This window comes from Stenotrophomonas sp. GL_101 (assembly GCF_057835675.1).
Map to the genome: position 1 here is coordinate 3,425,119 of NZ_CM174432.1, position 21,683 is coordinate 3,446,801.

A 21,683-nucleotide genomic window follows, 5' to 3' on the forward strand; every position below is an offset into this window, starting at 1 on the left:
CGACCGGACTAGGCCTCGACCGGCTCGTCGGCGTCCAGGGTCTCCACCGCGCGCCCGTGCAGGCGCCGCCAGATCCACTGCAGGGCGTGCGCGGGCGTAGCGTGCTGTTGTTCCAGCAGGGCCAGCGCCTGGGCCTGGCTGATCCGTCCATGCCGGCACAGCAAACTGGCGGCCGCGGCAGCCCGCGCAAAGCGCAGGCTCGCCGACAACCCGGCCTGGGCGTGCTCCCCTCCGCGCGCCAGGGCCTCATGCACCGGCGGCGGCAACTCCCATGCCGCCGCAATGCGGCTTGCCACCGGCAGCGTCCACGCATCCAGCAACTCGGTGGCCAAGGCCCGCGACGGCACCGCGCCCGGGTGCTCGGCCGTGGCATCCAGCAGGTGCCGCATCACCAGCGCCGCGCCCAGGCCCTGGGTCAAGCCCAGCCACTGTGCGGCGAATGCGTCTTCCTGGGTCACCAGGCGCGCGTGGTCGGCGGCCGCGCGTGAGGCCAGCAGGGCGTGCTCCCAGATCACCGTGCCAAACCGCGGAAAGGCATCGCAGTGCAGCTGCATCACCGGCTGCACCAGCACCGCACTGATGATCTGGCGGATGCCTTCGGTCCCCACCAGCGTCACGGCGCGCTGCAGGGTATCCACGGGTTTGGCCTGCAGCCGGTACACCGGGCTGTTGGCGATCCGCAGCAGGTTGCCGGTCAACACCGGGTCCTGGCCGATGATGGCGGCCATCGCGCGGGCCGACGCATCGCTGTCATTGACGGTCTGGATCAGCTGCGGCAGCAGCTGCGGCCGGCGCGGCAGGTGCCGGGCCGACCAGTCGCGCCGCTCCAGCGCGGCCTCCACCGCCTCCCGCAGGGTGGTGTCGCGCGCGAGGTCCTGCACGTCCCGCCCGTCGCCGCTCGACGCCAGCGCCACGGCATGCAGGCCAGACTGCAACACCTCGGCGGCCAGGCCCTCTGCGCCCGGCAAGGCGCGCCCCGATGCGGCCAGCGCCGGTTCGCGCCGGCGCATCCTGCCGGCATCCGGCGGCGGCGCACGGCCGCCGCGCCAGGCGGCAATGCCCAGCCCCGCCACGCCGACGCCCAGCAGCCCCGCTGCCACCATCAAGATCACCGCCATCAGCGCCGCCGTCCTGGCCGGCATCGCCCTTGTGTTGTCGCCCCTGCACCCACGTCGTCCGTCCTGGCATTGCCGGTACCGCGCACCGTTGCCACGGCATCGGCGCCATCTTCAGCAACTTTAATGGCCGCCGCTTCCTCGCCGGCAACCGGAATGGCCGATGCGATCGGGCAGAACCCTGACAACACCCTCCGGCGGAATGCACTAGAATGGCGCCGCGCGACCCGTCACCCGATCCGACAACGTCGCTTTTTTTGTTTTACAACCCACCTTTTGCTGGTTCGTTCGCCGCTGTTCGCCACCGTTCGCACCATCGGAGTCGCCATGTTATTTGAAACCCTCGAAACCTCCGGTCACGAACAAGTGGTGTTCTGCCACAACCGCGATGCCGGCCTGAGGGCGATCATCGCCATCCACAACACCACCCTGGGCCCGGCCCTGGGCGGCGTGCGCATGCGCCCCTACGCCAGTACCGACGAGGCCCTGGCCGACGCACTGCGCCTGAGCCGCACCATGACCTACAAGAACGCCCTGGCCGGGTTGAACGTAGGCGGCGGCAAGGCGGTGATCATCGGCGACCCCAGGCAGGACAAGAGCGAAGTGCTGTTCCGCGCGTTTGGCCGCTACGTCGATTCGCTGGGCGGCCGTTACATCACCGCCGAAGACGTGGGCACCGATGTCAACGACATGGAAAACATCTACCTGGAAAGCGAGTACGTCACCGGCGTGCACCAGGTCCATGGCGGCTCGGGCGATCCGGCACCGTTCACCGCCTATGGCGCGCTGCAGGCGCTGATGGCCTCGATGCAGCACAAGCTGGGGCACGAGGAAGTGGGCAAGGCCAGCATCGCCGTGCAGGGCCTGGGCCACATCGGCATGGAACTGGTGAAGCTGCTGCGCGACCGCGGCGCCAAGCTGTTCGTCACCGACCTGGACAGCACCCGGGTCGACCGCGCGGTCACCGAGTACGGTGCCGAAGCGGTCAAGCCCGATGACATCTACAACGTCAACGCCGACGTGTTCGCGCCGTGCGCGCTGGAAGGCGCGATCAATCCGCAGACCCTGCCGCGCCTGAAGTGCAAAATTGTCTGTGGCACCGCCAACAACCAGCTCTCCAGCCTGGAGGTGGGTGACGAGCTGCAGGCACGCGGCATCCTCTATGCACCCGATTACGCGGTCAACGCAGGCGGCGTGATGAACGTATCGCTGGAGATCGACGGCTACAACCGCGAGCGCGCGATGCGCCTGATCCGCAGCATCTACCACAACCTCGGCAGGATCTTCGCGCTGTCCGAAAAAGACGGCGTCGCCCCCCAACGCGCGGCCGACCAGATCGCCGAAACACGCATCCATGCGATCGGCAAGTTGAAGATGCCGCTGGGCCGCGCCACGCCGCGCCTGGGCACCCTGCGCGGCAACTGACCGCCGCCGTTCCCGGCAGTAAAAAAGAAGGGCGCGACAGGATCGCGCCCTTCTTCATTTCAGCCGGCCACCCGGGCCGGCCGCCGCGTGCTCAGAACGCGGCCGCGTAACGCAGCGCGAACTGGCTCAGGTCGCCACGCGGCCCGAAGCGCTGGTCATAGCCGAACGACACCCGCGTCGTGCCGTTCAACCACGACTCCACCGACACCCCGACCAGCCCGCCCGAGCGTGCCGGCTGCAGGCCCGCCAGCGGTGCCCAGCTGTCGACCGCGACGAAACTGGCGTCCGGGCTCAGCCCCGAACGGGACAGCAACTGCTGCCACTCGGCATAGCCGCGCAGCGACCAGCTTCCCCAGCGACGCTCGCCGCGCACGCCGGCCAGCGCCTGGCTGCGCGTTGCCACGCTGTCCCGCACGCGCAGGCCGAAGCCCATCCCGCCCTGTTCGCTGAAGCCGTCATTGGCCACCCGGGCGTACTCGGCGCCCAGGTAAGGCGTGAGCGATGCCGAAGCGCTGCCCAGGCGATACCCCGACTCCACGCTGGCGGTGCTGAAGCTGCCACCGTAGCGGGCGTTGACCCCGTACTGCGCTGCGCCCAGCAGCAGCTGACGATCGATTTCGCGGGTGAACTGCCCCGTACCGAGCTGGCCCAGTGCGTAACCACGGCCCAGGCTCCAGCCGGCGTACAGCTGCGCCTGCGACTGGCGGTCGTGTCCACGTTCGCCGCCCCACGCGCGGCTGCTGTTGCTGCGGGTTTCACCGAAGGCCACGCCCATCATGCCGTGGCTGCCCAGCGCGAGGTCCTGCCCCATCATCCAGCCACGGGTGTCGCCGGCACTCCCGGCGAAGCTGCCTTGGCCGACCTCGCCCAGCGGGCTCTGCCAGGCACCGCGCAGCCGCGGTGCGGCCTGCACCTGATCGAAGCGTGAGGACAAGGCGCGACGCTGCATGTCGATGCTGTCGAAGGTCATGCTGGAGGCCAGCACATGGGCCTTGCCCGACAGGCTGTCCAGGCTGGCCTGCAATGCGCCTGCGCCCTGTACGCGCTGCAGATCGCCGGCCGCATCGGCAAACCCGGCCTGTACGTTGTCGGTACCTGCATCCAGCACTTCGAACGCCGATTCAACCCGTGCCGCCGCGCCCAGCGACGCGGCCCGCAGCCCGGCCGCCGACGAGGCCGCGACCACGTTGACGCGGTCGGTGGTGAGGGTGACATCATTTGCCGCATGGGTCAGCGTGGCCTCGAGCAGCGAGCCGGTCGGCAGGCTGTTGGACACCCCGGCGAACTGGCCGGTAATGCCACCGTCGGCATGCAGCACGCCCTGGGTGCGGCCGTTCTGCGGCACATAGCCGCTGATCACGCTGTTGACGTTGACGGTGCCGCCCTGCAGCGTTGCCGTGCCGGTGACGTTCAGTGCAGTGGCACCGAGCGCAATCATCAACTGGGCCCCGTCACGATGCAGGTAATTGCCTTCGATGGTGGCGCTCATGTTGGCATCGCGCACGATCACGGTGCCGCCGTTGTCGACGTTGCCCTTGACCCGCGTAGTGCCGGTCAGGAACTGCAGCGCGGCCAGGTTCGGATTGGCCGCCTGCTGCACCACCACCACGTTGGAGGTGATCGATGCCCCGTCGTGCAGGACCAGCGTGCCGCGTTCGATCCGGGTGTCCCCGGTATAGGTATTGGCAGCGGACAATCCAAGCGCGCCCACCCCTTGCTTGGTCAACCCGCCGCTGCCGGCGATGGCGTTGCTCCAGACCGAGTTGAGCCCGGTCTGGGTGATGTTGACGGTGGTGATGCCCCAGTCGAACCGACCCGGGCCGTTGATGGCCTTGGCGATGTTGAGCAGCCCGTAACCGAAGGTGGCGTCCACCCCGGGCGCACCCAGGTCGGTGGCGGTGCCGAGCAGCGTCTGCCGGACCAGGTCATTGCTGAAATAGGGATACTTCTGCCACACCAGGGCCGCGGCGCCGGAGACCAGTGGCGCCGCGAACGAGGTGCCGTAGTTCCACAGATAGCCCGGCGTACCGCTGCTGTAGGACGGGTCGACATATACCGCCGCGCCCGGCGCGGCCAGGCAGTAGCGCGCGGCCACGCCACAGGCATTGGCATAGGACGCCAGCTTGCCGGGATCGCTCGAGTCCACGGCGGTCACGCTCAGCCAGCCGCGCTCCAGGTCGGCCGCCGGCAGGCTGCCGCCCGCACCGGGCTGGCTGGGCAGCGCGGCCATGCTGGAGGGATTGGGCTTGCTTTCGTTGCCGGTGGCGAACACCACCAGGCCATTGTTGCTGATGATGAACGGGCGGTACTCCTGGGCGATCGGCGCCGTTGCGCCGGTGTTGGTCCAGTACAGGCCACCCCAGGAGTTGTTCATGATCTTCACGCCCTGCGCGATCAGATCCTGATGCACGTCGGCCATGCCCAGCGCGCCAGTCACTTCGTTGCCATTGCCGCTGCCATCATCGGTGGGCGACTTGTCGGCGATGATGCGCGCCGAGACGATCTGCGCGCCGGGCGCGATGCCTCCCGGCCAGGCCCCGACCGCTTGGCCGGCGGCCAGCTCGGCCACGGCGGTGCCGTGGCCGACCACATCATCCACGTTGAGGTTGTTGACCGCCGGATTGACGTAGCTGTAATTGGCCAGCACCCGCCCGGCCAACGTTGGATGATTGCGCATCACGCCCGAATCGACGATGCCGATGCGCACGCCGGTCCCGTCCAGGTTGGCGCTGCGCGCGGCTGCGGCCTGGGTGATGGTCAGATGGGCGTCGAAGGCCGGCTGCGTGGGCGTGGTGGTGGGCGGCGGCGTCACCGGCGGTGGCGGTGGGGTGGTCGGCGGCGGATCCACCCGCACGTTGCCCCCGCCCCCGCCGCCGCCGCAAGCGCTCAATACCATCGCCAATGCACCGGCCAGGACCGTCCTGCTATGTGCTGTCTGCTTCATCCCTGCTCCCCAACGTGAATGGAATCACTGCCGGCATCCTGCCTTCCCGGTGAACACCGGCGATCAATCTCGACCATACTGGGCCACCCCACGCAGTCTGCCGGGAAACGCGTCAGCTTCCAATGACCGTGTTCCTATTTCGTATATCGCTCACGCACCAACGAGATTGCCATGTCCAACATCGTCATCGTCGCCGCCAAACGCACCGCCATCGGCTCCTTCCTGGGCCAGTTCACCGGCGTGCCCACCCCCACCCTCGGTGCCACTGCCATCGCCGCGGCGCTGCAGCAATCGGGGGTACCGGCTGCGGATGTTTCCGAAGTGATCATGGGCTGCGTGCTGCCGGCCAACCTCGGCCAGGCGCCGGCCCGCCAGGCCGCGATCGCCGCCGGGCTGCCGCTGTCCACCGGCGCCACCACGCTGAACAAGGTGTGCGGCTCGGGAATGAAGGCGATCATGCTCGGCCACGACCTGATCAAGGCCGGTTCGGCCAGCATCGTCGTCGCCGGCGGCATGGAGTCGATGTCCAACGCCCCGCACATGCTGCCCAACTCGCGCACCGGCAACCGCTTCGGCAATTTCCAGGCGGTGGACCACATGGCCCACGATGGCCTGGTGAATGCGTATGACGGCAAGGCCATGGGCGAATTCGCCGAGTGTGCGGTGGACAAGTACCAGGTCACCCGCGAGGAACAGGATGCGTTCGCGATCGAGTCGGTGCGGCGCGCGCAGGCGGCGCAGGCCAACGGCGCGTTCGACGCGGAGATCGTCGCGGTGAAGGTTGCCACCCGCAAGGGCGAGGTCGAATTCAGCCAGGACGAACAGCCCGGCCGGTCGGACATCGCCAAGATCCCGACCCTGCGCCCGGCGTTCAAGAAGGACGGCACGGTCACCGCCGCCAGTTCGTCGAGCATTTCCGACGGCGCCGCCGCCGTGGTGCTGATGAGCGAAGACGATGCCCTCGCCCGTGGTCTGCAGCCGCTGGCCCGGATCGTGGCCCATGCCACCCACTCGCAGGCCCCGGAGTGGTTCACCACCGCCCCGATCGGCGCGCTGCACACCCTGCTGGAAAAGACCGGCTGGTCGCTGGACCAGGTCGACCTGTTCGAGATCAACGAAGCCTTCGCGGTGGTGGCGATGGCGCCGATCCGTGAGCTGGGCATCCCGCACGACAAGGTCAACGTCAACGGCGGGGCCTGCGCACTGGGGCATCCGATCGGCGCTTCGGGCGCACGCCTGGTGGTGACGCTGGTGAACGCATTGCGCACCCGGGGCGGAAAGCGCGGCATCGCTACCCTGTGCATCGGGGGTGGCGAAGCTACCGCCATCGCCATCGAATTGATTTGATTGGACTTAACGCGCATTTCGCAAAAATGAATGCGCGATCGCTTGACAGCCAAACGTGGCTTGTCATCATGTTGCCGGGCGCGCAATAGCGCGTTGCCTAATCTAACGACGAGGATTCACACTAATGAGCATCAACAAGCTGCTGATCGCGATGGCCCTGGGCCTGGCTCTGACCGCCTGCTCCAAGCAGGAACAGGCTGCTGACGCTGCTGCTTCGGCCAACGAAGCTGCCGCTGACGCCCAGGTCGCTGCCGACCAGGCCGCTGCTGCTGGCGCCCAGACCGCCGACGCTGCCCAGGCTGCCGCCGACACCGCCACCACCGCTGCTGACGCTTCGGCTGACGCTGCTGCCCAGGCTGGCGCTGCTACCACCGACGCTGCTGCCGGCGCTGCTGCCGACGCTGCCAAGGCCGGTGAAGCCACCGCCGACCAGGCCAAGGACGCTGCTGAAGAAGCCAAGAAGTAATAACTTCTTTCTTCAAGCAAGTTCTGAAGAAGCCGCTGGTTCGCCAGCGGCTTTTTCTTTGCGCGGGCGTACCGACCAACGGTCGGTACCTACCTGGCCTTCACGGGGGCATGAATAGGCTGGCCTGCCACGATCACCGTGTTGGAGACCGCCATGAACATTCGTCCGCTGACCACCTCCCTGCTGGCTGCCTCCCTGCTGCTCGGCCTGGCCGCGTGCAAGGGCCCGGAAGCCGAACAGGCCCGCCAGGATGCGGCGCAGGCTGCCGATAGCGCCAATGCCGCCGCGCGCGACGCGGTGGACAAGGCCGCTGACGCCACCCGCAACGCCGCCGATGACGCCGCCGCGGCCTCCGAGCGCGCTGCGGCCGATACCCAGCAGGCCCTGGACCGCGCCGCCGCGGCCACCTCCGATGCGGCAGGCGATGCGAAGGTCGCCGCCAAGGATGCCGCCGCGCATGCCAGCGGCGCTACCGCCGATGCAGCGCAGAAGGTGGCCGACAAGGCGCATGACGTCGCCGCCGATGCCAAGAAGAACGCGGACGACGCCAAGCACTGAGCCAGGCGTAAGCACGCCCCGCGCCCCTTCCCCGGAAGGGGCGTTTTTTCGGTTCTTCTCCCATCTGAGGGGAGCGTCTTGTTGCAAGGGCCGTCACAGAGTGAGCACGACGCTACGCCGCTGGCCAGGTGTGCAGGCGCCATTTGGATTGACTGGCGTCTCCGATCGGGCCGGGCGCGAGCGTGAGGGCCCCGTAGCAGCCGGTAGGCCCCTGGCGCAAATGTCCCCCGGCCGCGGGCGGCCTCCTCCTTGATTTTGCCCAGGGGCCTACCGGCTGCTACGGGGCTCGGCTTGCGGTGGGCAAGTGGACGCCACGCTTTTTTGACGGTGGTCGTTGGGTCGGGCGCTGGGCCCCCATGCCCTTGGAGGCGAAATAAAGGGTTCATCGCGGAATACCGGGGAACGCTGCACGGATTTTCAGGAAGAAGTACTCCTGATCCCGATAGCCGTAGGCCCGGCGTTTGATGACCTTGATGGTGTTGTTGATGCCTTCGACGATGCTGGTATTGAGGCGGTGTCGGCAACGCGACACGATCCCATGCAGATAGGCTTTGAGCCGTTGTGCAAACAGCGCCAAGGCGGCGATTCCGCTGCGCTGGGCCTGCTCCAGCCACTGGTTCCAAGCCTTCCTGGCCCATCCGGGATGGCGGTAAAACCACAGTCGCTTGAGCTCATCACGCATCAGATAGGTGGTGAGGAGCGGTTGATTTGCTTCCAGCAGCTCATCCAGCCGCACCGTCTGATGCCGGTCCAGGTTGCTGCGATTGCGCAGTAGCAGCCATCGGCTGGATTTGATGACACGGCGCGCAGGCTTGTCGTGCCGGAGCTTGTTGGCCTGGTCCACGCGAACCCGGTCGATCACTTCGCGACCGTACTTGGCCACCACATGGAACAAGTCGAAGACGATCTCGGCATTGGGACAGTTGGCCCGGATCTCCACTTCATAGGCCGTCGTCATGTCGATCGCCACGGCGCGCAATTGCTCGGAAACGCCCGGGGGAAGCTGCTCAAAAAAGGCACGCGCCGTATCGCGGGAGCGCCCGTTGCCCAGCCAAAGTACCTGGCGACTGATCGGATCCACCACGACCGTTGCATAGCGGTGACCCTTGTGCAGCGCAAATTCGTCCATCGCCAGGTAGTGGATCTGGCTCCAGTCCGGGGCTTGGACAGACTCACGCAACAAGGCTTTATCCAGTGCCTTGACCGTATGCCAGCCCAACTGGAAAAAGCGTGCCACGGCCAGGATATTGCTGGATACCAGCAACTGGCTGACCGCTTCGGCCAGCCGGTCAGTGACCCGCTGGTAGCGGCCAAGCCAGCTCAACTTCTCCAGGCGCGGCCCAGCGCACTGGGGGCACCAGACGCGCCGTCGCGGCACCACCAGCGCAACGCGCAATGCCATCAGGGGCAGATCGCGTACCCGGCGCACCGTCGTCTCGTGCACTTGCCGGCATCGGCTCCCGCAGTGCTCGCAATGCATCGTGCGGGCCGTGGGTTTGAGGTAGATAGTGACGGTCCGGCTGTCGCCTTCCGGCCAGGCGATCCGCTCCACCCGGTAGCCTTCCCAGCCACCCAGCCTCTCAATCGTCTTCCGATCCAGCATGACCTGACCCCTGAGGCCCTGATTTCAGGCTTCAAGGGTAACGGGAGCCGGCAAAAGCTCCACGCTATTCCGCGATGAACCAAATAAAGGGGGAGGGGGCGGCCGCAGGCCGACGCCGGAGGACATTCGCCGGAAAGGGCATGGGGGCCCAGCGCCCGACCCAACGACGGCTGCGCCTGGTAAGCGCCAAGGCACGTTTCTGTTTGCCCCGCAGATGGGCGAAGAACCGTTTTTTCTGCGTGTCCTCCGTAGCGGAGGGGCCAATCAAGGCAGCGCCCGTGCCAGCACCGCACCGAAGTCGAGGTCGGCCGGCAACGTGCCGAACGCGGCGCCATGCTCGCCGCCCAGTCGCGAGCGCAGAAAGGCACCGGCAACCGGGCTGCCCGCGCGCAACAGCATCGCCGCCTGCAGCAGCAACGCCAGCTGTTCGGTAACCTGGCGTGCCTGGGCTTCGCCGGGCGTTGCCGCCAGCTGCACGCGCAATGCCTGGCAGGCCGTATCGTAGATCGCGTGCTGGCCCGCCACCGTGGCCAGCTCGGCCTCCAGCGCCGGCAGCACCGCCGGTTCGCGTGCCAGCGCACGCAGCACGTCCAGGCACTGGACATTGCCGCTGCCTTCCCAGATCGAGTTCAACGGCGCCTGCCGATACAGTCGCGGCAACATCGATTCCTCCACGTAGCCGGCACCGCCCAGGCATTCCTGCGCTTCGTTGACGAACACCGCCGCGCGTTTGCACACCCAATACTTGCCGATGGCCGTTGCAATACGCGCAAACGCCGCCTGCTGCGGATCGTGCGCGGCCTGGTCCACCGCGTGTGCCACGCGCATCGCAAACACCGTGGCCGCTTCGGACTCGATCGCCAGGTCGGCCAGCACGTTGGCCATCAGCGGGTGCTCGCACAGCCGGCTGCCAAACGTGCTGCGATGGCGGGTGTGGTGCAGCGCCTGGACCAGCGCCATGCGCATTTCCGCCGCCGAGCCCAGCATGCAGTCCAGCCGGGTCATCATCACCATGCCGATGATGGTCGCCACACCACGGCCCTCCTCGCCTACCCGGCGCGCCCAGGCACCGCACAGCTCCACTTCGCTGGAGGCGTTGGACCAGTCACCCAGTTTGTCCTTCAGGCGCATCAAGCGGAATGCATTGCGGTTGCCATCGGCCAGCCGCCGCGGCATCAGGAAGCAGCTCAGCCCACCCGGCGCCTGCGCCAGCACCAGGAACCCATCGGACATCGGCGCGGAGAAGAACCATTTATGCCCCACCAGGCGATAGCTGCCATCGACCTGCGGCTCGGCAAGCGTGGTGTTGCTGCGTACATCCGAGCCCCCCTGCTTCTCGGTCATGCCCATGCCCACGGTGATGCCGGCTTTATCGGCAATCGGCACATCGCGCGGGTCATAGTGCGGCGCGGCGGCCTTGTCGGCCCACTCAGCCAGGGCCGGATCCTGGCGCAGTACCGCCACCGCCGCATGGGTCATGGTCAGCGGGCAGCTGGTGCCCGCCTCGGCCTGGTGGTGCAGGAAACTCAACGCCGCGCGTGCGACGTGCGCGCCGATGCTGCCATCGTGCCAGGACAACCCGGCCACGCCCTGCGCCTTGGCCACGTCCATGAGCTGGTGGTAGGCCGGATGGAACTCCACCGTGTCGATGCGGTGCCCTTGCGCGTCATGCGTGCGCAGCCGCGGGCGGTCGCGGTTGGCATCCATGCCGAGCCGGTAGAGCAGATCCCCTGCCAGCTCACCGTAGTGGGCCAGGTGCGTGTTGAATGCCGCACCACCTTCGCGCTGCACCGCCTCCACCAGGGCGATGTCGTCCGCCCACAGGTTGCGGCCAGCAAACGGCGGCGGTTGGTTGAACACCGCATGGGTTTCGAACGCGGGCACTGCTGACGTCATCACGCTGGCCTCCTGTTACTGGATGCGTCCGATTCTGCGCCATCCTCCTGCAGGCCGCCGTTCAGGCGGATTCTCACCTCCTGCACGAACGCGGCGGCACAGTGGCGACATGAGCCCGAGCCGCGCAAACAACGACCTGGTGGTACTGCGCCCGGAGGGGCTGTACTGCCCGGCCGGCGACTTCCACATCGACCCCTGGCGGCCGGTGCCGCGCGCGGTGATCACCCACGGCCACGGCGACCACGCGCGCGTCGGCATGGGCTTCTACCACTGCAGTACCGCCAGCGTGCCGATCCTGCGCTGGCGGCTGGGTGATGTGCCGCTGCAGCCGCACGACTATGGCCGTCCATTCCGGCTCGGCAATGTGGAGGTCTCGCTGCATTCGGCTGGCCACGTGCTCGGTTCAGCGCAGGTGCGCATCGACGACGGTGAGCAGGTCTGGGTGGCCTCGGGCGACTACAAGCGCCAGCCCGATCCCACCTGCGCACCGTTCGAGGTGGTGCCCTGCGATGTGTTCATTACCGAGGCCACCTTCGCGCTGCCCATCTATCGCTGGCAGGACACCGCCGAGGTGGCCGCGGACATCGTGGCGTGGCGGCGCGAATGCGGCGCGCGCGGCGAAGCGGCCATCCTGCTGTGCTATGCGCTGGGCAAGGCGCAACGGGTGCTGGCCGAACTGCTGCCGCTGGACGACCAGCCCGCATGGCTGCACGGTGCCATCGCCAATGGGGTGGCGGTGTACCGTCAGGCCGGCATTGCGATGCTGGAAACCCATGCCGTGGCCGAACAGGGCCGCCAGCCGGAGGCGGCCGGCAAACTGATCCTGGCGCCGCCGTCGGCAGCGGGCACGCCGTGGCTGCGCCGCTTCGGCAAGCATCAACTGGGCTTTGCCTCGGGCTGGATGCGGCTGCGCGGCAACCGCCGTCGACGCAACTACGATCGCGGCTTCGTGGTGTCCGACCATGCCGACTGGCCCGCGCTGCTGCAGACCATCGAACAGACCGGCGCACGCCGGGTGATCGCCACCCACGGCAACACCGATGCGCTGATTCCCTTCCTGCGCGAACGCGGTGTCGCCGCCGAAGCGTTCGAGACCGGTTTCGGAGACGGGCAATGAGGGCCTTCGCCGCCCTGTACCAGCGCCTGGATCGCAGCACGGCGACCTTGGACAAGCGCGCGGCACTGGTCGCGTATTTCGGCACGGCACGGCCACACGATGCGGCGTGGGCGCTATACCTGCTGAGCGGCGGCAAGGTGGGCGGTGCACGCCGCAAGATCGCCGCCAGTGGCGAACTGCGCGCCTGGGTGGCGGCCGAGTCGGGGCTGCCGGCCTGGCTGGTGGAGGACAGCTACGCGCAGGTCGGCGACCTGGCCGAAACCCTGACCCTGCTGCTCGATGATCCCCCGCTGCACGGCCCGGACCGACCGCTGGCCGAATGGATCGAAATCCATCTGCTGGGCGTGGCCAACCAGCCCGAGCCGGTCCGCCGGGCGGCCGTGCTGGAGGGCTGGCGGCAATTGCCGGCCGACCAGCGCCTGGTGTTCAACAAGCTGCTGACCGGCGCGCTGCGGGTGGGTGTGTCGCAGCGGGTGGTGCAGCAGGCGCTGGCCGAGTTGTCCGGGATCGATATCGCGCGCATCGCCCAGCGCATGCTCGGTGAGTGGGTGCCCTCGCCCAGCCTGCTGGGGATGCTGCTGTCGCCCGGGGAACTGCCGCTGGATCGGCAGCAGCCCTATCCGTTCTTCCTGGCCTCGCCACTGGAAGCCGAGGCCGGGCGCCTGGGGCCGATCGCGCAGTGGGTACTGGAATGGAAGTGGGATGGCATCCGCCTGCAGCTGCTGCGTCGCAAGGGCGAAGTGGCATTGTGGTCGCGCGGCGAAGAGCGGCTGGATGGCCGGTTCCCGGAGATCGAGGCCGCCGCGATGGCAATGCCCGACGGCTGCGTGATCGATGGCGAACTGGTGGCGTGGGCCGACGGGCAACCGCACCCGTTGCCGTTCACCGCGTTGCAGACGCGCATCCAGCGCCGCAAGCCGGGCCCCAAGACCCTGCGCGACACGCCGGTGCGGGTGCTCGCCTACGACCTGCTGGAACAGCACGGTGACGACCTGCGCGGGTTGCCGCTGCACCAGCGCCGCGCGCGCCTGGCCACCGTGCTGGAAGCACTGGACGATCCGCGCATCGTGCTCTCGCCCACGCTGGCGCCCACGGACTGGGCGGCCGCCGCCCTGCTGCGCGCTTCGGCGCGCGAACACGGCGTGGAAGGGTTGATGCTCAAGCGGGCCGAATCGACATACCAGAGCGGGCGCCGCCGCGGCGACTGGTGGAAGTGGAAGATCGACCCGCTCACTGTCGACGCGGTGATGATCTATGCCCAGGCCGGGCACGGTCGGCGCAGCACGCTGTATACCGACTACACCTTCGGCGTGTGGGACGGCGACACGCTGGTACCGGTGGCCAAGGCGTACTCGGGGCTGGACGACAAGGAGATCCTGGCGCTGGACCGTTGGATCCGCGCCAATACCGTCGAGCGCTTCGGCCCGGTGCGCAGCGTGCGCGGCGAACAGGTGTTCGAGCTGGGCTTTGAAGCGGTCAACCGCAGCAGCCGGCACAAGTCCGGGATCGCGGTGCGTTTCCCACGCATCCTGCGCTGGCGGCACGACAAGCCCGCTGCCGAGGCCGATACCCTGGCCCACCTGCAGGCCTTGGCGCGGTGACCCGGCGCGAGGCGATGGCGCGGCTGGGCGCATGGTTCGCCAGCCGTGGCTGGGCGCCGTTGCCATTCCAGAAGGCGATGTGGCGGCACTATCTGTCCGGTGCCTCCGGGCTGCTGCACACGCCCACCGGCAGCGGCAAGACGATGGCGATGTTCGGCGGGCCGCTGCTGCAGGCCCTGGCCGACCCCTTGCCACCCACGCTCAGCGGCCGCGCGCGCAAACCGGTGCCGGTCGTACAGGTGCTGTGGATCACCCCGCTGCGCGCATTGGCCAACGACACCGCACGCGCCCTGCGCGAACCGCTGGCTGCGCTGGGCCTGGACTGGCAGGTGGGGCTGCGCACCGGCGACGCCAGTGCACGCGACAAGCGGCTGGCCCGCGAAGGCCGTGTCGATGTGCTGGTGACCACGCCCGAATCGCTGGCGCTGCTGTTGAGCTACCCCGATGGCATGGCCAGGATGGGCCAGCTGCGCTGCGTGGTGGTCGATGAGTGGCACGAACTGCTGGGCAACAAGCGCGGGGTGCTGCTGCAGTTGACCCTGCGCCGCCTGCGCGACGCCATCCCGGCACTGCAGGTGTGGGGACTATCGGCAACCCTGGGCAACCTGCAGCAAGCGCGTGAGGTGCTGCTGCCCGACCTGCCCGATGCGCCGCTGGTGGCTGGCGCGCGACCGCGCCCGGTCAGCCTGGAAACCCTGCTGCCTGCGCATGGCGAGCGCTTCCCGTGGGCCGGCCACCTTGGCTTGTCGCAGCTGCAGCGGGTACTGGAGAAACTGCTGTCGGTCGGCACCAGCCTGTTGTTCACCAATACCCGCGCGCAGGCCGAGTTGTGGCACCAGGCGTTGTCGGCGGTGTGGCCGCTGGATCCAGCCTTGCTGGCCCTGCACCACGGCTCGCTGGACCCGGCACTGCGCCGGGAGGCCGAACAGGGCCTGCGCGAGGGCCGGCTGCGCTGCGTGGTGGCCACCTCCAGCCTGGACCTGGGCGTGGACTTCCCGGCGGTCGACCAGGTGCTGCAGATCGGCAGTCCCAAGGGCATCGCCCGCCTGCTGCAACGCGCCGGCCGCGCGCGCCACCGCCCGGGGCAGTCCGGGCATGTGGTCTGCGTGCCCTCGCACGCGCTGGAGATGGTCGAGTACGCCGCGGCACGACAGGCGCTGGCAGCCGGCGTGATCGAAGCGCGCCGCCCCCTGCGGCTGTCGCTGGACGTGCTGGCCCAGCACTGCGTGAGTTGCGCGCTGGGCGGTGGCTTCCAGGCCGATGCGTTGTTCGCGCAGGTGCGTCGTACCCACGCGTTCGCGGCACTGAGCCCCGCGCAGTGGCAGGGCGTGCTCGACTTCATCGTGCAGGGTGGCCGCGCGTTGTCGCAGTACCCGGACTTCCACAAAGTGGTGCGCGACGACGATGGCATCCATCGCGTGCACGACCGCCGCGTCGCGCTGCGCCACCGGCTGTCGATCGGCACCATCACCAGCGACGGCAGCGTCGGGGTGCAGTTCCTGCGCGGGGGCCGGCTGGGTGCGGTCGAAGAACAGTTCCTGGGCCGGCTGCGCCCCGGCGATCGTTTCCAGTTCGCCGGCCGTCTGCTGGAACTGGTGCGGCTGGAAAATCTCACTGCCTACGTGCGCCTGGCCAAGGGCGGCGATGGCGTGGTACCGCGCTGGCAAGGCGGCCGCCTGCCGCTGTCCGGAGCGCTCGGGCGGGAAATGGAAACGGTGTTCGCCGCGCCACCGCAGTCGCCGGAAATGCACTGGCTGGCGCCGCTGCTGGCGCTGCAGTCACAGCTATCCGCGCTGCCCTCGCCGGCCACGCTGCTGGTGGAATGCGTGCGTCGGCGCGACGGCCAGTTCGTGTTCGTCTATCCATTTGCCGGCCGCCAGCGCAACGAAGGCGTCGCCGCGTTGATGGCCATGCGCCTGGCCCGGTTGCAGGCCAATACATTTGCCTACGCCGCCAACGACTACGGCCTGGTATTGGCACCGGCGCGACCGATCGAGCTGGATGCGGTGCAGCTACATGCGTTGCTGCGGCCGGAAGGACTGGTCGAGGATCTGCGCGCCAGCCTCAACCTGGGCGAACTGGCGCGCCGCCAGTTCCGCGATATCGCCCGGGTCTCGGGCATGCTGGTGCCGGCGCTGCCCGGGCGCACGCCGCGCAGCCTGCGCCAGCTGCAGGCCTCCAGCGGGCTGCTGTACGACGTACTGCGCCAGCACGATCCGGGGCATATCCTGCTGGAACAGGCCGAGCGCGAAGTGCTGGACGCGCAGCTCGACCTGGACGGGCTGACCGCGACGTTGCGGCGCTGCCAGGCGCGTACGCTGAACCTGCAGGCACCGCGCAGCCTCGGCCCGCTGTCATTCCCGCTGTGGGCCGAGCGCGTGCGTGGGCAACTCAGCAACGAAGACTGGAAAACCCGCGTGCAGCGCGCTGCACGACAACTGGAGACACGCCATGGCCCCTGAGCTGCCGATGATGATCGCCGGCGAACCGATGCAGCTGCTCGGTGCCCGCGCGTTGTACTGGCCGGCCCGCCAGGCGTTGTTGATCGCCGACCTGCACCTGGGCAAGGCCGACGTGTTCCGGCGTGCGGGCATCGGCCTGCCCAGCGGCGGTACCGACGATGACCTGCAGCGGCTGTCCACGCTGTTCCAGCAGCACGACGTGCGCACGCTGTGGATCCTCGGCGATGTCCTGCATGGCAGCGTGCATCGCAGCGCGTGGTATCGACAGTGGCAAGGCTGGCGCGAACGGCATGCGGCGGTGCGCATCGGCGCGTTGGCCGGCAATCACGACCGTGCGCTGCCCAAGGCCGACCTCGGGATCGAACTACTGGGCGAACGCCTGCAGGAAGGACCGTTCCTGCTGCGCCATGATCCAGTGCCCCATCCTTCGCTGCACGTGCTGTGCGGCCACCTGCATCCGCTGGCGCGACTGCCGGGCATGCAGCGACGCTGGCCGGCATTCTGGCTGCGCGAACGCTTGACGGTACTGCCGGCCTGGTCGCGCTTCACCGCCGGCATCGCGCCGGTACTTGCGCCCGGTGAGCAGCTGGTGGCCTGCGTGGAGGATCAGGCAATAGCATTGCCCACCCGGTAGGTACCGACCGTTGGTCGGTACATGCATCTCAGGCCGCAGGCACCAGCACGTCCGGCATCAAGCGGATGTCCGGCAGCTGCGGCTGGGGCCGCACCGGTTGGCGCAGGATCTCGGCCATCATCTCGCGGGCCGCCGCGCGGATGCGCGGGTGCTGCTCCGGTGCAGCATGGGTAATGAGGCTGGTGACATGGAACTCGAACACATCGTCCATCACATCAGGCTGATCCTCGTGCAGCATCTGCAGTAGACCGCGAAGCTTGCAGATTTCAGCATCCAGGACTTCGGCCGCGAACAGCATGTCTTTCTCCTTGGAGAGTTGCGATCGGCCCATCAGGGGCCGGGGCGCAGCGCAGCAGGCCACCCAGCGGCGGCAAGGCGAGCTCCAGGGCATCCGGTCAGGACGTCGTTTGTCCACGGTAGTGCGAGGTAAGCAGCGACGGTGGGTGGAGCACACGCGTGCTGCGTCTGCCTACCTGTTGTCGCAGGTTGTCGGTGAGTTTGTCGTCAATAGTTGTTAAATGCGCCTTCACCTGCGCCGATATTTCCCCTACCGGCGGCTATGAACTGATTCCTTCGGCTTCGCGCGGCGCGGCCATGGCCTCGATGAAACCCGGCGACAGCGCCAGCCGGCCCAGCCAGCCACGCTGGGTGCCGCTGAGCACGCGCAGCATATGCCCGCGTCCGCCCGGCAGCTGTCCCATCGGCTTGAACAGCACATCGCGGGCACGCGCCACGGCATCGCGCTCGGACTGGAACAGCGGGGTCAGCCAGCGGCTCCAGAAGTGGTAGACCCGCACGTGCGCGCGGCGCGTTGCCGCATACGCGTGCAACGCCGCATCACGCCCGGGATGCGCGCGCAGCGCATCGCGCAGCGCCAGTGCATCCATCAGGGCCATGTTCACCCCCTGGCCCAACTGCGGGCTCATGGCATGCGCGGCATCGCCGGCCAGCACCAGGCGCTCGCGGCTCCAGCGCGACATCACCGCATCGCGGTAACCGGCGCGGGCCAGTTGTGCACCGTCAACGACGCCCTCCAGGCGGGCATGCGCCTGCGGCCAGAGTGCCGCGATTTCATCCCGCCAGCGCTGCATGCCATCGCGCTCCCACTGCGCGAACTGATCACGTGGCAGGCTCCAGAAGAAGCTCAGCCGCGCCACCTCATCCCCCGGCCGCGTACCCACCGGCAACAACCCGATCATTTTGCGTGCGGCCACGTAACGCTGGCGCAGTTCATCGGGATACGCCCAGTCGCCACGCGGCAACAGGCACCACAACGCGCCCCACGGGTACTCGCGGTCCAACTGCGTGGCCTGCACCTGTGTGCGCAGCGAAGAGGCTGCGCCATCGGCGGCGATCACCAGATCGTAGGGGCCATGCCATCGGCCACGCGCGTCGCGCAGCCGCCCCTGCGTAGCATCGACCTCGACGATGGTCGTGTCCGCCTGCAGGTTCTGCGGCTGCGTCCACGCCTGCGCCAGCAACGAGAACAGCGCGCCACGCTGCATGCCGACACCGTGCAGGCGCGCATCCAGGTCGGCGTAGCCCATCTCCATCACCGTCCGCCCGCACGGCGTATCACCGTAGAGACGACGCACGGCTGCACCGTGCTGCAGCACCTGCGGCAACAGCCCCATCTGCCACAGCACGTCCAGTCCACTGGGCTGGAGCAGGAACCCGGCCCCGACCGGCCCGGGCTCGGCCGCGCGCTCGAAGACGTGGACCTGGTGATGGTCACGTGAAAGCAGCACGGCCAGGCTTTGCCCGGCGGTGCCGTAGCCGACGATGGCGATGGTCCGAGGTTGCGACATGGATGTCCTATAACGTGATTCGCGTCACACGAAACGCCAGCCGCCCGTTAAAAAAAACCCCGCCGAAGCGGGGTTTTCAATGCGCAGCCACCGTAATTACTCAGCCGGCACGATGTTGGAAGCTTGGGCGCCCTTCGGGCCCTCGGTCACGGTGTAGGTGACCTTCTGGCCTTCCTGCAGACTGCGGAAGCCCTTGGAGTCGATCGCGGAGAAGTGCGCGAAGACGTCGGCGCTGCCGTCCTCCGGCGAAATAAAGCCAAATCCCTTGGCGTCGTTGAACCACTTGACGGTACCGTTCGGCATGGTGATGCGAGACCTTCTTCAATGAATGGGTGGTGTACGCTCAACCAGCGCACTGGCGGAGTATGCAAAGCTTGCTCCGCAATGACAATCACCCCCGCGCCATTTCGCCAATCAATTCCGGCAAACCGGCCGACGCCGCATCGACGTTGGCCAGCACCTCGGCCATCGTGATTTCATCGCCATCGCCACAGCCGGCGGCCCAGTTGGCCACAATTGCCAGGCACGCATAGTCCAGCCCGAGCTCACGCGCCAGGCCAGCTTCGGGCATGCCGGTCATGCCGACCAGATCGCAGCCGTCACGGCGCATCCGCGCAATTTCCGCGTTGGTCTCCAGTCGCGGCCCCTGCGTGGCGCCATAGCAGCCCCCGTCCTGCAGGCGCACGCCGGTGACCTTGGCGGCCGCCAGCACCTTGCTGCGCAGCAGCGGCGTATAGGGATGACCGAAGTCAACGTGCAGCACGTCACTGCCAGGCTCTTCGCTCAACGTGGAGATCCGGCCCCAGGTGTAGTCGATCAGCTGGTCCGGGCAAGCCAGTACGCGCGGGCCGAAGTGTTCGGTGATGCCGCCGACGGTGTTGAGTGCCAGCACGCGCGTGGCACCAATCTGCTGCAGCGCGGCAAGATTGGCGCGGTAGTTGATCTTGTGCGGCGGCAGCGAATGGCCTTCGCCGTGCCGGGCCAGGAACGCCACCCGCTGGCCGAGCAGCGTGCCCACCCGGATCGGGCCGGACGGCGTGCCGTAGCGGGTGTCGACCTGGTGGCTGCTGACATCGTCGAGCTGGGCCAGCTTGTAGACGCCGGTGCCGCCGATGACGGCCAGTGCGATGTGTTCCATCATTCCTTCATCGCGTAGATGGCCGGCACGCAGCGCAGCGTCTCGTTGACGTCCATGCCGAAACCGAACACGTAGCGGTCGGGCAGGTCGATACCGGCGTAATCGGCCTTGACGTCCGGCAGTGCGCGGTCGTGCTGCTTGACCGTCAACGCAGCGATGCGCACATCGGTGGCGCCCTGTTCCAGGCACCAGGTGCGCACGCCCTGCAGGGTGAAGCCTTCGTCGAGGATGTCATCGACCAGCAGCACGCGGCGGCCGAACAGCGCGGTGGCCGGCTTGTGCTTCCAGACCAGTTCGCCACCGGTGGTTTCACCGCGGTAGCGGGTGGCGTGCAGGTAATCGAACTGCACATCCTGGCCGCGTGCGCCCAGTTCCAGCGCGAGCTGGCCGGCGAACGGCAGCGCGCCGTGCATGATCGACAGGAACAGCGGCACTTCGCCCTTGTAATCGCGCGCGATGGCGTCGGCGATGCCGGCGATGGCGGTGTCGATGGTGGGACGGTCGACCAGCAGGTCGGCCTGGGCCAGGGCCTGGGAAATGGTGAGGTTGGGCATCAGACGGTTCTTCCAAGGGTGTCAAGCAAACGGGATTGGGTATCGGCATGGCGGCTATCGGCCAGCAGGCCGTCCCAGCCAAGCGCGCCGCGGCCGATCAGGCCGAGCAGCGCAGCGGTATTCAAGGAGCGGCCCTGCACGGCGCGCAGCGATTCATCGACCAGCTCGGGATGGCAGACCAGCACCACGTCGCAGCCGGCGTCCAGGTGCGCATCGACGCGCGCCTTGATCCCACCGGCACTGAACGAGGCGGCCATGCCGATGTCATCGGAGAACACCACGCCGCGGAAGCCCATCTCGCCACGCAGGATCTGCTGGATCCAGCGCGGCGAGTAGCCGGCCGGTTCCGGCGCGACCTGCGGGTAGACCACGTGCGCCATCATCACCGCGTCGGCACCGGCATCGATGCCGGCAGCGAACGGGATCAGATCCAGCGCACGCAGTTCGTCCAGCGAGCGCGGATCGCTGGCATCACTGACATGGGTGTCTTCCAGCACCGTGCCGTGGCCGGGGAAATGCTTGAGCGTGGCGGCCATGCCGACGCTGTGCATGCCCCCCACGTAGGCGGCGGTGAAGGCGGCCACCACCTGCGGATCGGCGCTGAAGGCACGGTCGCCGATGGCCAGGTTGCCGCGGCCCAGATCGACCACCGGGGCAAAGCTCAGGTCCACGCCGCTGGCGCGCACTTCACTGGCCATCAGCCAGGCGTGCTGCTGGGCCAGTGCCAGCGCGGCGTCGCGGTCGGTGGCATACAGGGCATCAAAACCCTGCAGCGGCGGCAACGCGCTGTAGCCGTCGCGGAATCGCTGCACGCGGCCGCCTTCCTGGTCCACGCAGATCAACTGCGGGCGCGGCGCGGCGGCGTGGATCGCCGCCGACAGCTCGGCCACCTGCTGGCGCGAGGCGAAATTGCGCTTGAACAGGATCACCCCGGCCACGGCGTCGTGCTGCAGCCAATCGCGTTCCTGGGCGGTGAGTTCGGTCCCGGCAACGCCGATCACGAGCATGGTCGATC

The 21,683-nt window shown here is 68.1% G+C and carries 18 protein-coding genes; 8 read left to right on the plus strand and 10 right to left on the minus strand.

Features of this window, described 5'->3' with window-relative positions:
- Positions 1 to 8: 8 nt before the first annotated feature.
- Positions 9 to 1,118 carry an HDOD domain-containing protein gene (locus tag AC3IR9_RS15205; protein ID WP_489291705.1) on the minus strand — a complete coding sequence of 370 codons (1,110 nt, stop codon included), beginning with the start codon at positions 1,116 to 1,118 and terminating at the stop codon, positions 9 to 11.
- 324 nt (positions 1,119 to 1,442) lie between these two features.
- On the opposite strand from AC3IR9_RS15205, the gene AC3IR9_RS15210 reads away from it, so the two are divergent.
- A complete protein-coding gene (locus AC3IR9_RS15210; protein ID WP_489291707.1) occupies positions 1,443 to 2,540 on the plus strand; it encodes a Glu/Leu/Phe/Val dehydrogenase dimerization domain-containing protein in 1,098 nt (365 codons plus the stop codon).
- A gap of 91 nt (positions 2,541 to 2,631) precedes the next feature.
- On the opposite strand, the gene AC3IR9_RS15215 is transcribed toward AC3IR9_RS15210, so the two are convergent.
- Entirely contained in the window at positions 2,632 to 5,484 is a 2,853-nt protein-coding gene (locus tag AC3IR9_RS15215) for a S8 family serine peptidase (protein ID WP_489291708.1), read from the minus strand.
- 171 nt (positions 5,485 to 5,655) lie between these two features.
- Between AC3IR9_RS15215 and AC3IR9_RS15220 the strand changes: the two genes are divergently transcribed.
- The 3 genes from AC3IR9_RS15220 (at position 5,656) to AC3IR9_RS15230 (ending at position 7,855) form a co-directional block, all read left to right on the plus strand.
- Complete coding sequence (locus AC3IR9_RS15220) at positions 5,656 to 6,831, plus strand: thiolase family protein (RefSeq protein WP_489291710.1); 1,176 nt, start codon at positions 5,656 to 5,658, stop codon at positions 6,829 to 6,831.
- 124 nt (positions 6,832 to 6,955) lie between these two features.
- Positions 6,956 to 7,297, plus strand: a complete 342-nt coding sequence (locus AC3IR9_RS15225) for a hypothetical protein (protein ID WP_489291711.1) — start codon at positions 6,956 to 6,958, stop codon at positions 7,295 to 7,297.
- A gap of 153 nt (positions 7,298 to 7,450) precedes the next feature.
- Positions 7,451 to 7,855, plus strand: coding sequence for a hypothetical protein (locus AC3IR9_RS15230; RefSeq protein ID WP_489291712.1), 405 nt, complete (start codon positions 7,451 to 7,453; stop codon positions 7,853 to 7,855).
- Positions 7,856 to 8,237: 382 nt separating this feature from the next.
- On the opposite strand, the gene AC3IR9_RS15235 is transcribed toward AC3IR9_RS15230, so the two are convergent.
- Both AC3IR9_RS15235 and AC3IR9_RS15240 read right to left on the minus strand, forming a co-directional pair.
- Positions 8,238 to 9,458 carry an ISL3 family transposase gene (locus AC3IR9_RS15235; RefSeq protein ID WP_489291085.1) on the minus strand — a complete coding sequence of 407 codons (1,221 nt, stop codon included), beginning with the start codon at positions 9,456 to 9,458 and terminating at the stop codon, positions 8,238 to 8,240.
- A gap of 264 nt (positions 9,459 to 9,722) precedes the next feature.
- On the minus strand, positions 9,723 to 11,354 hold the full coding sequence (locus AC3IR9_RS15240; RefSeq protein ID WP_489295853.1) for an isovaleryl-CoA dehydrogenase: 1,632 nt from the start codon (positions 11,352 to 11,354) through the stop codon (positions 9,723 to 9,725).
- Between the two features lie 109 nt (positions 11,355 to 11,463).
- On the opposite strand from AC3IR9_RS15240, the gene AC3IR9_RS15245 reads away from it, so the two are divergent.
- From AC3IR9_RS15245 to pdeM, 4 genes are read left to right on the plus strand one after another with little or no spacing between them, the layout of a single operon-like run.
- Positions 11,464 to 12,471, plus strand: coding sequence for a ligase-associated DNA damage response exonuclease (locus AC3IR9_RS15245; RefSeq protein ID WP_489291714.1), 1,008 nt, complete (start codon positions 11,464 to 11,466; stop codon positions 12,469 to 12,471).
- The gene (locus AC3IR9_RS15250; protein ID WP_489291715.1) at positions 12,468 to 14,072 is read left to right on the plus strand and encodes an ATP-dependent DNA ligase; all 1,605 of its coding nucleotides are present in this window, start codon (positions 12,468 to 12,470) and stop codon (positions 14,070 to 14,072) included. The genes AC3IR9_RS15245 and AC3IR9_RS15250 overlap by 4 nt, the downstream gene beginning before the upstream one ends.
- Before the next feature lie 14 nt (positions 14,073 to 14,086).
- The gene (locus tag AC3IR9_RS15255) at positions 14,087 to 16,534 is read left to right on the plus strand and encodes a ligase-associated DNA damage response DEXH box helicase (RefSeq protein ID WP_489295855.1); all 2,448 of its coding nucleotides are present in this window, start codon (positions 14,087 to 14,089) and stop codon (positions 16,532 to 16,534) included.
- Positions 16,524 to 17,168 (plus strand): ligase-associated DNA damage response endonuclease PdeM, encoded by a 645-nt coding sequence (gene pdeM / locus AC3IR9_RS15260; RefSeq protein ID WP_489291716.1) that lies wholly within the window; start codon positions 16,524 to 16,526, stop codon positions 17,166 to 17,168. The genes AC3IR9_RS15255 and pdeM overlap by 11 nt, the downstream gene beginning before the upstream one ends.
- Positions 17,169 to 17,196: 28 nt before the next feature.
- Here pdeM and AC3IR9_RS15265 read toward each other — a convergent pair whose 3' ends face one another.
- From AC3IR9_RS15265 to nagZ, 6 genes are all read right to left on the minus strand, one after another.
- The gene (locus AC3IR9_RS15265; protein ID WP_489291717.1) at positions 17,197 to 17,466 is read right to left on the minus strand and encodes a hypothetical protein; all 270 of its coding nucleotides are present in this window, start codon (positions 17,464 to 17,466) and stop codon (positions 17,197 to 17,199) included.
- A gap of 259 nt (positions 17,467 to 17,725) precedes the next feature.
- A complete protein-coding gene (locus AC3IR9_RS15270; RefSeq protein ID WP_489291719.1) occupies positions 17,726 to 18,976 on the minus strand; it encodes an FAD-dependent oxidoreductase in 1,251 nt (416 codons plus the stop codon).
- 96 nt (positions 18,977 to 19,072) lie between these two features.
- Complete coding sequence (locus AC3IR9_RS15275; protein WP_489291721.1) at positions 19,073 to 19,279, minus strand: cold-shock protein; 207 nt, start codon at positions 19,277 to 19,279, stop codon at positions 19,073 to 19,075.
- An 88-nt stretch (positions 19,280 to 19,367) separates the two neighbouring features.
- On the minus strand, positions 19,368 to 20,114 hold the full coding sequence (locus AC3IR9_RS15280) for an S-methyl-5'-thioinosine phosphorylase (RefSeq protein ID WP_489291723.1): 747 nt from the start codon (positions 20,112 to 20,114) through the stop codon (positions 19,368 to 19,370).
- Positions 20,114 to 20,668 carry a hypoxanthine-guanine phosphoribosyltransferase gene (locus AC3IR9_RS15285; RefSeq protein ID WP_489291724.1) on the minus strand — a complete coding sequence of 185 codons (555 nt, stop codon included), beginning with the start codon at positions 20,666 to 20,668 and terminating at the stop codon, positions 20,114 to 20,116. The genes AC3IR9_RS15280 and AC3IR9_RS15285 overlap by 1 nt, the downstream gene beginning before the upstream one ends.
- A complete protein-coding gene (nagZ, locus tag AC3IR9_RS15290; RefSeq protein WP_489291725.1) occupies positions 20,668 to 21,675 on the minus strand; it encodes a beta-N-acetylhexosaminidase in 1,008 nt (335 codons plus the stop codon). The genes AC3IR9_RS15285 and nagZ overlap by 1 nt, the downstream gene beginning before the upstream one ends.
- Positions 21,676 to 21,683 lie beyond the last annotated feature (8 nt).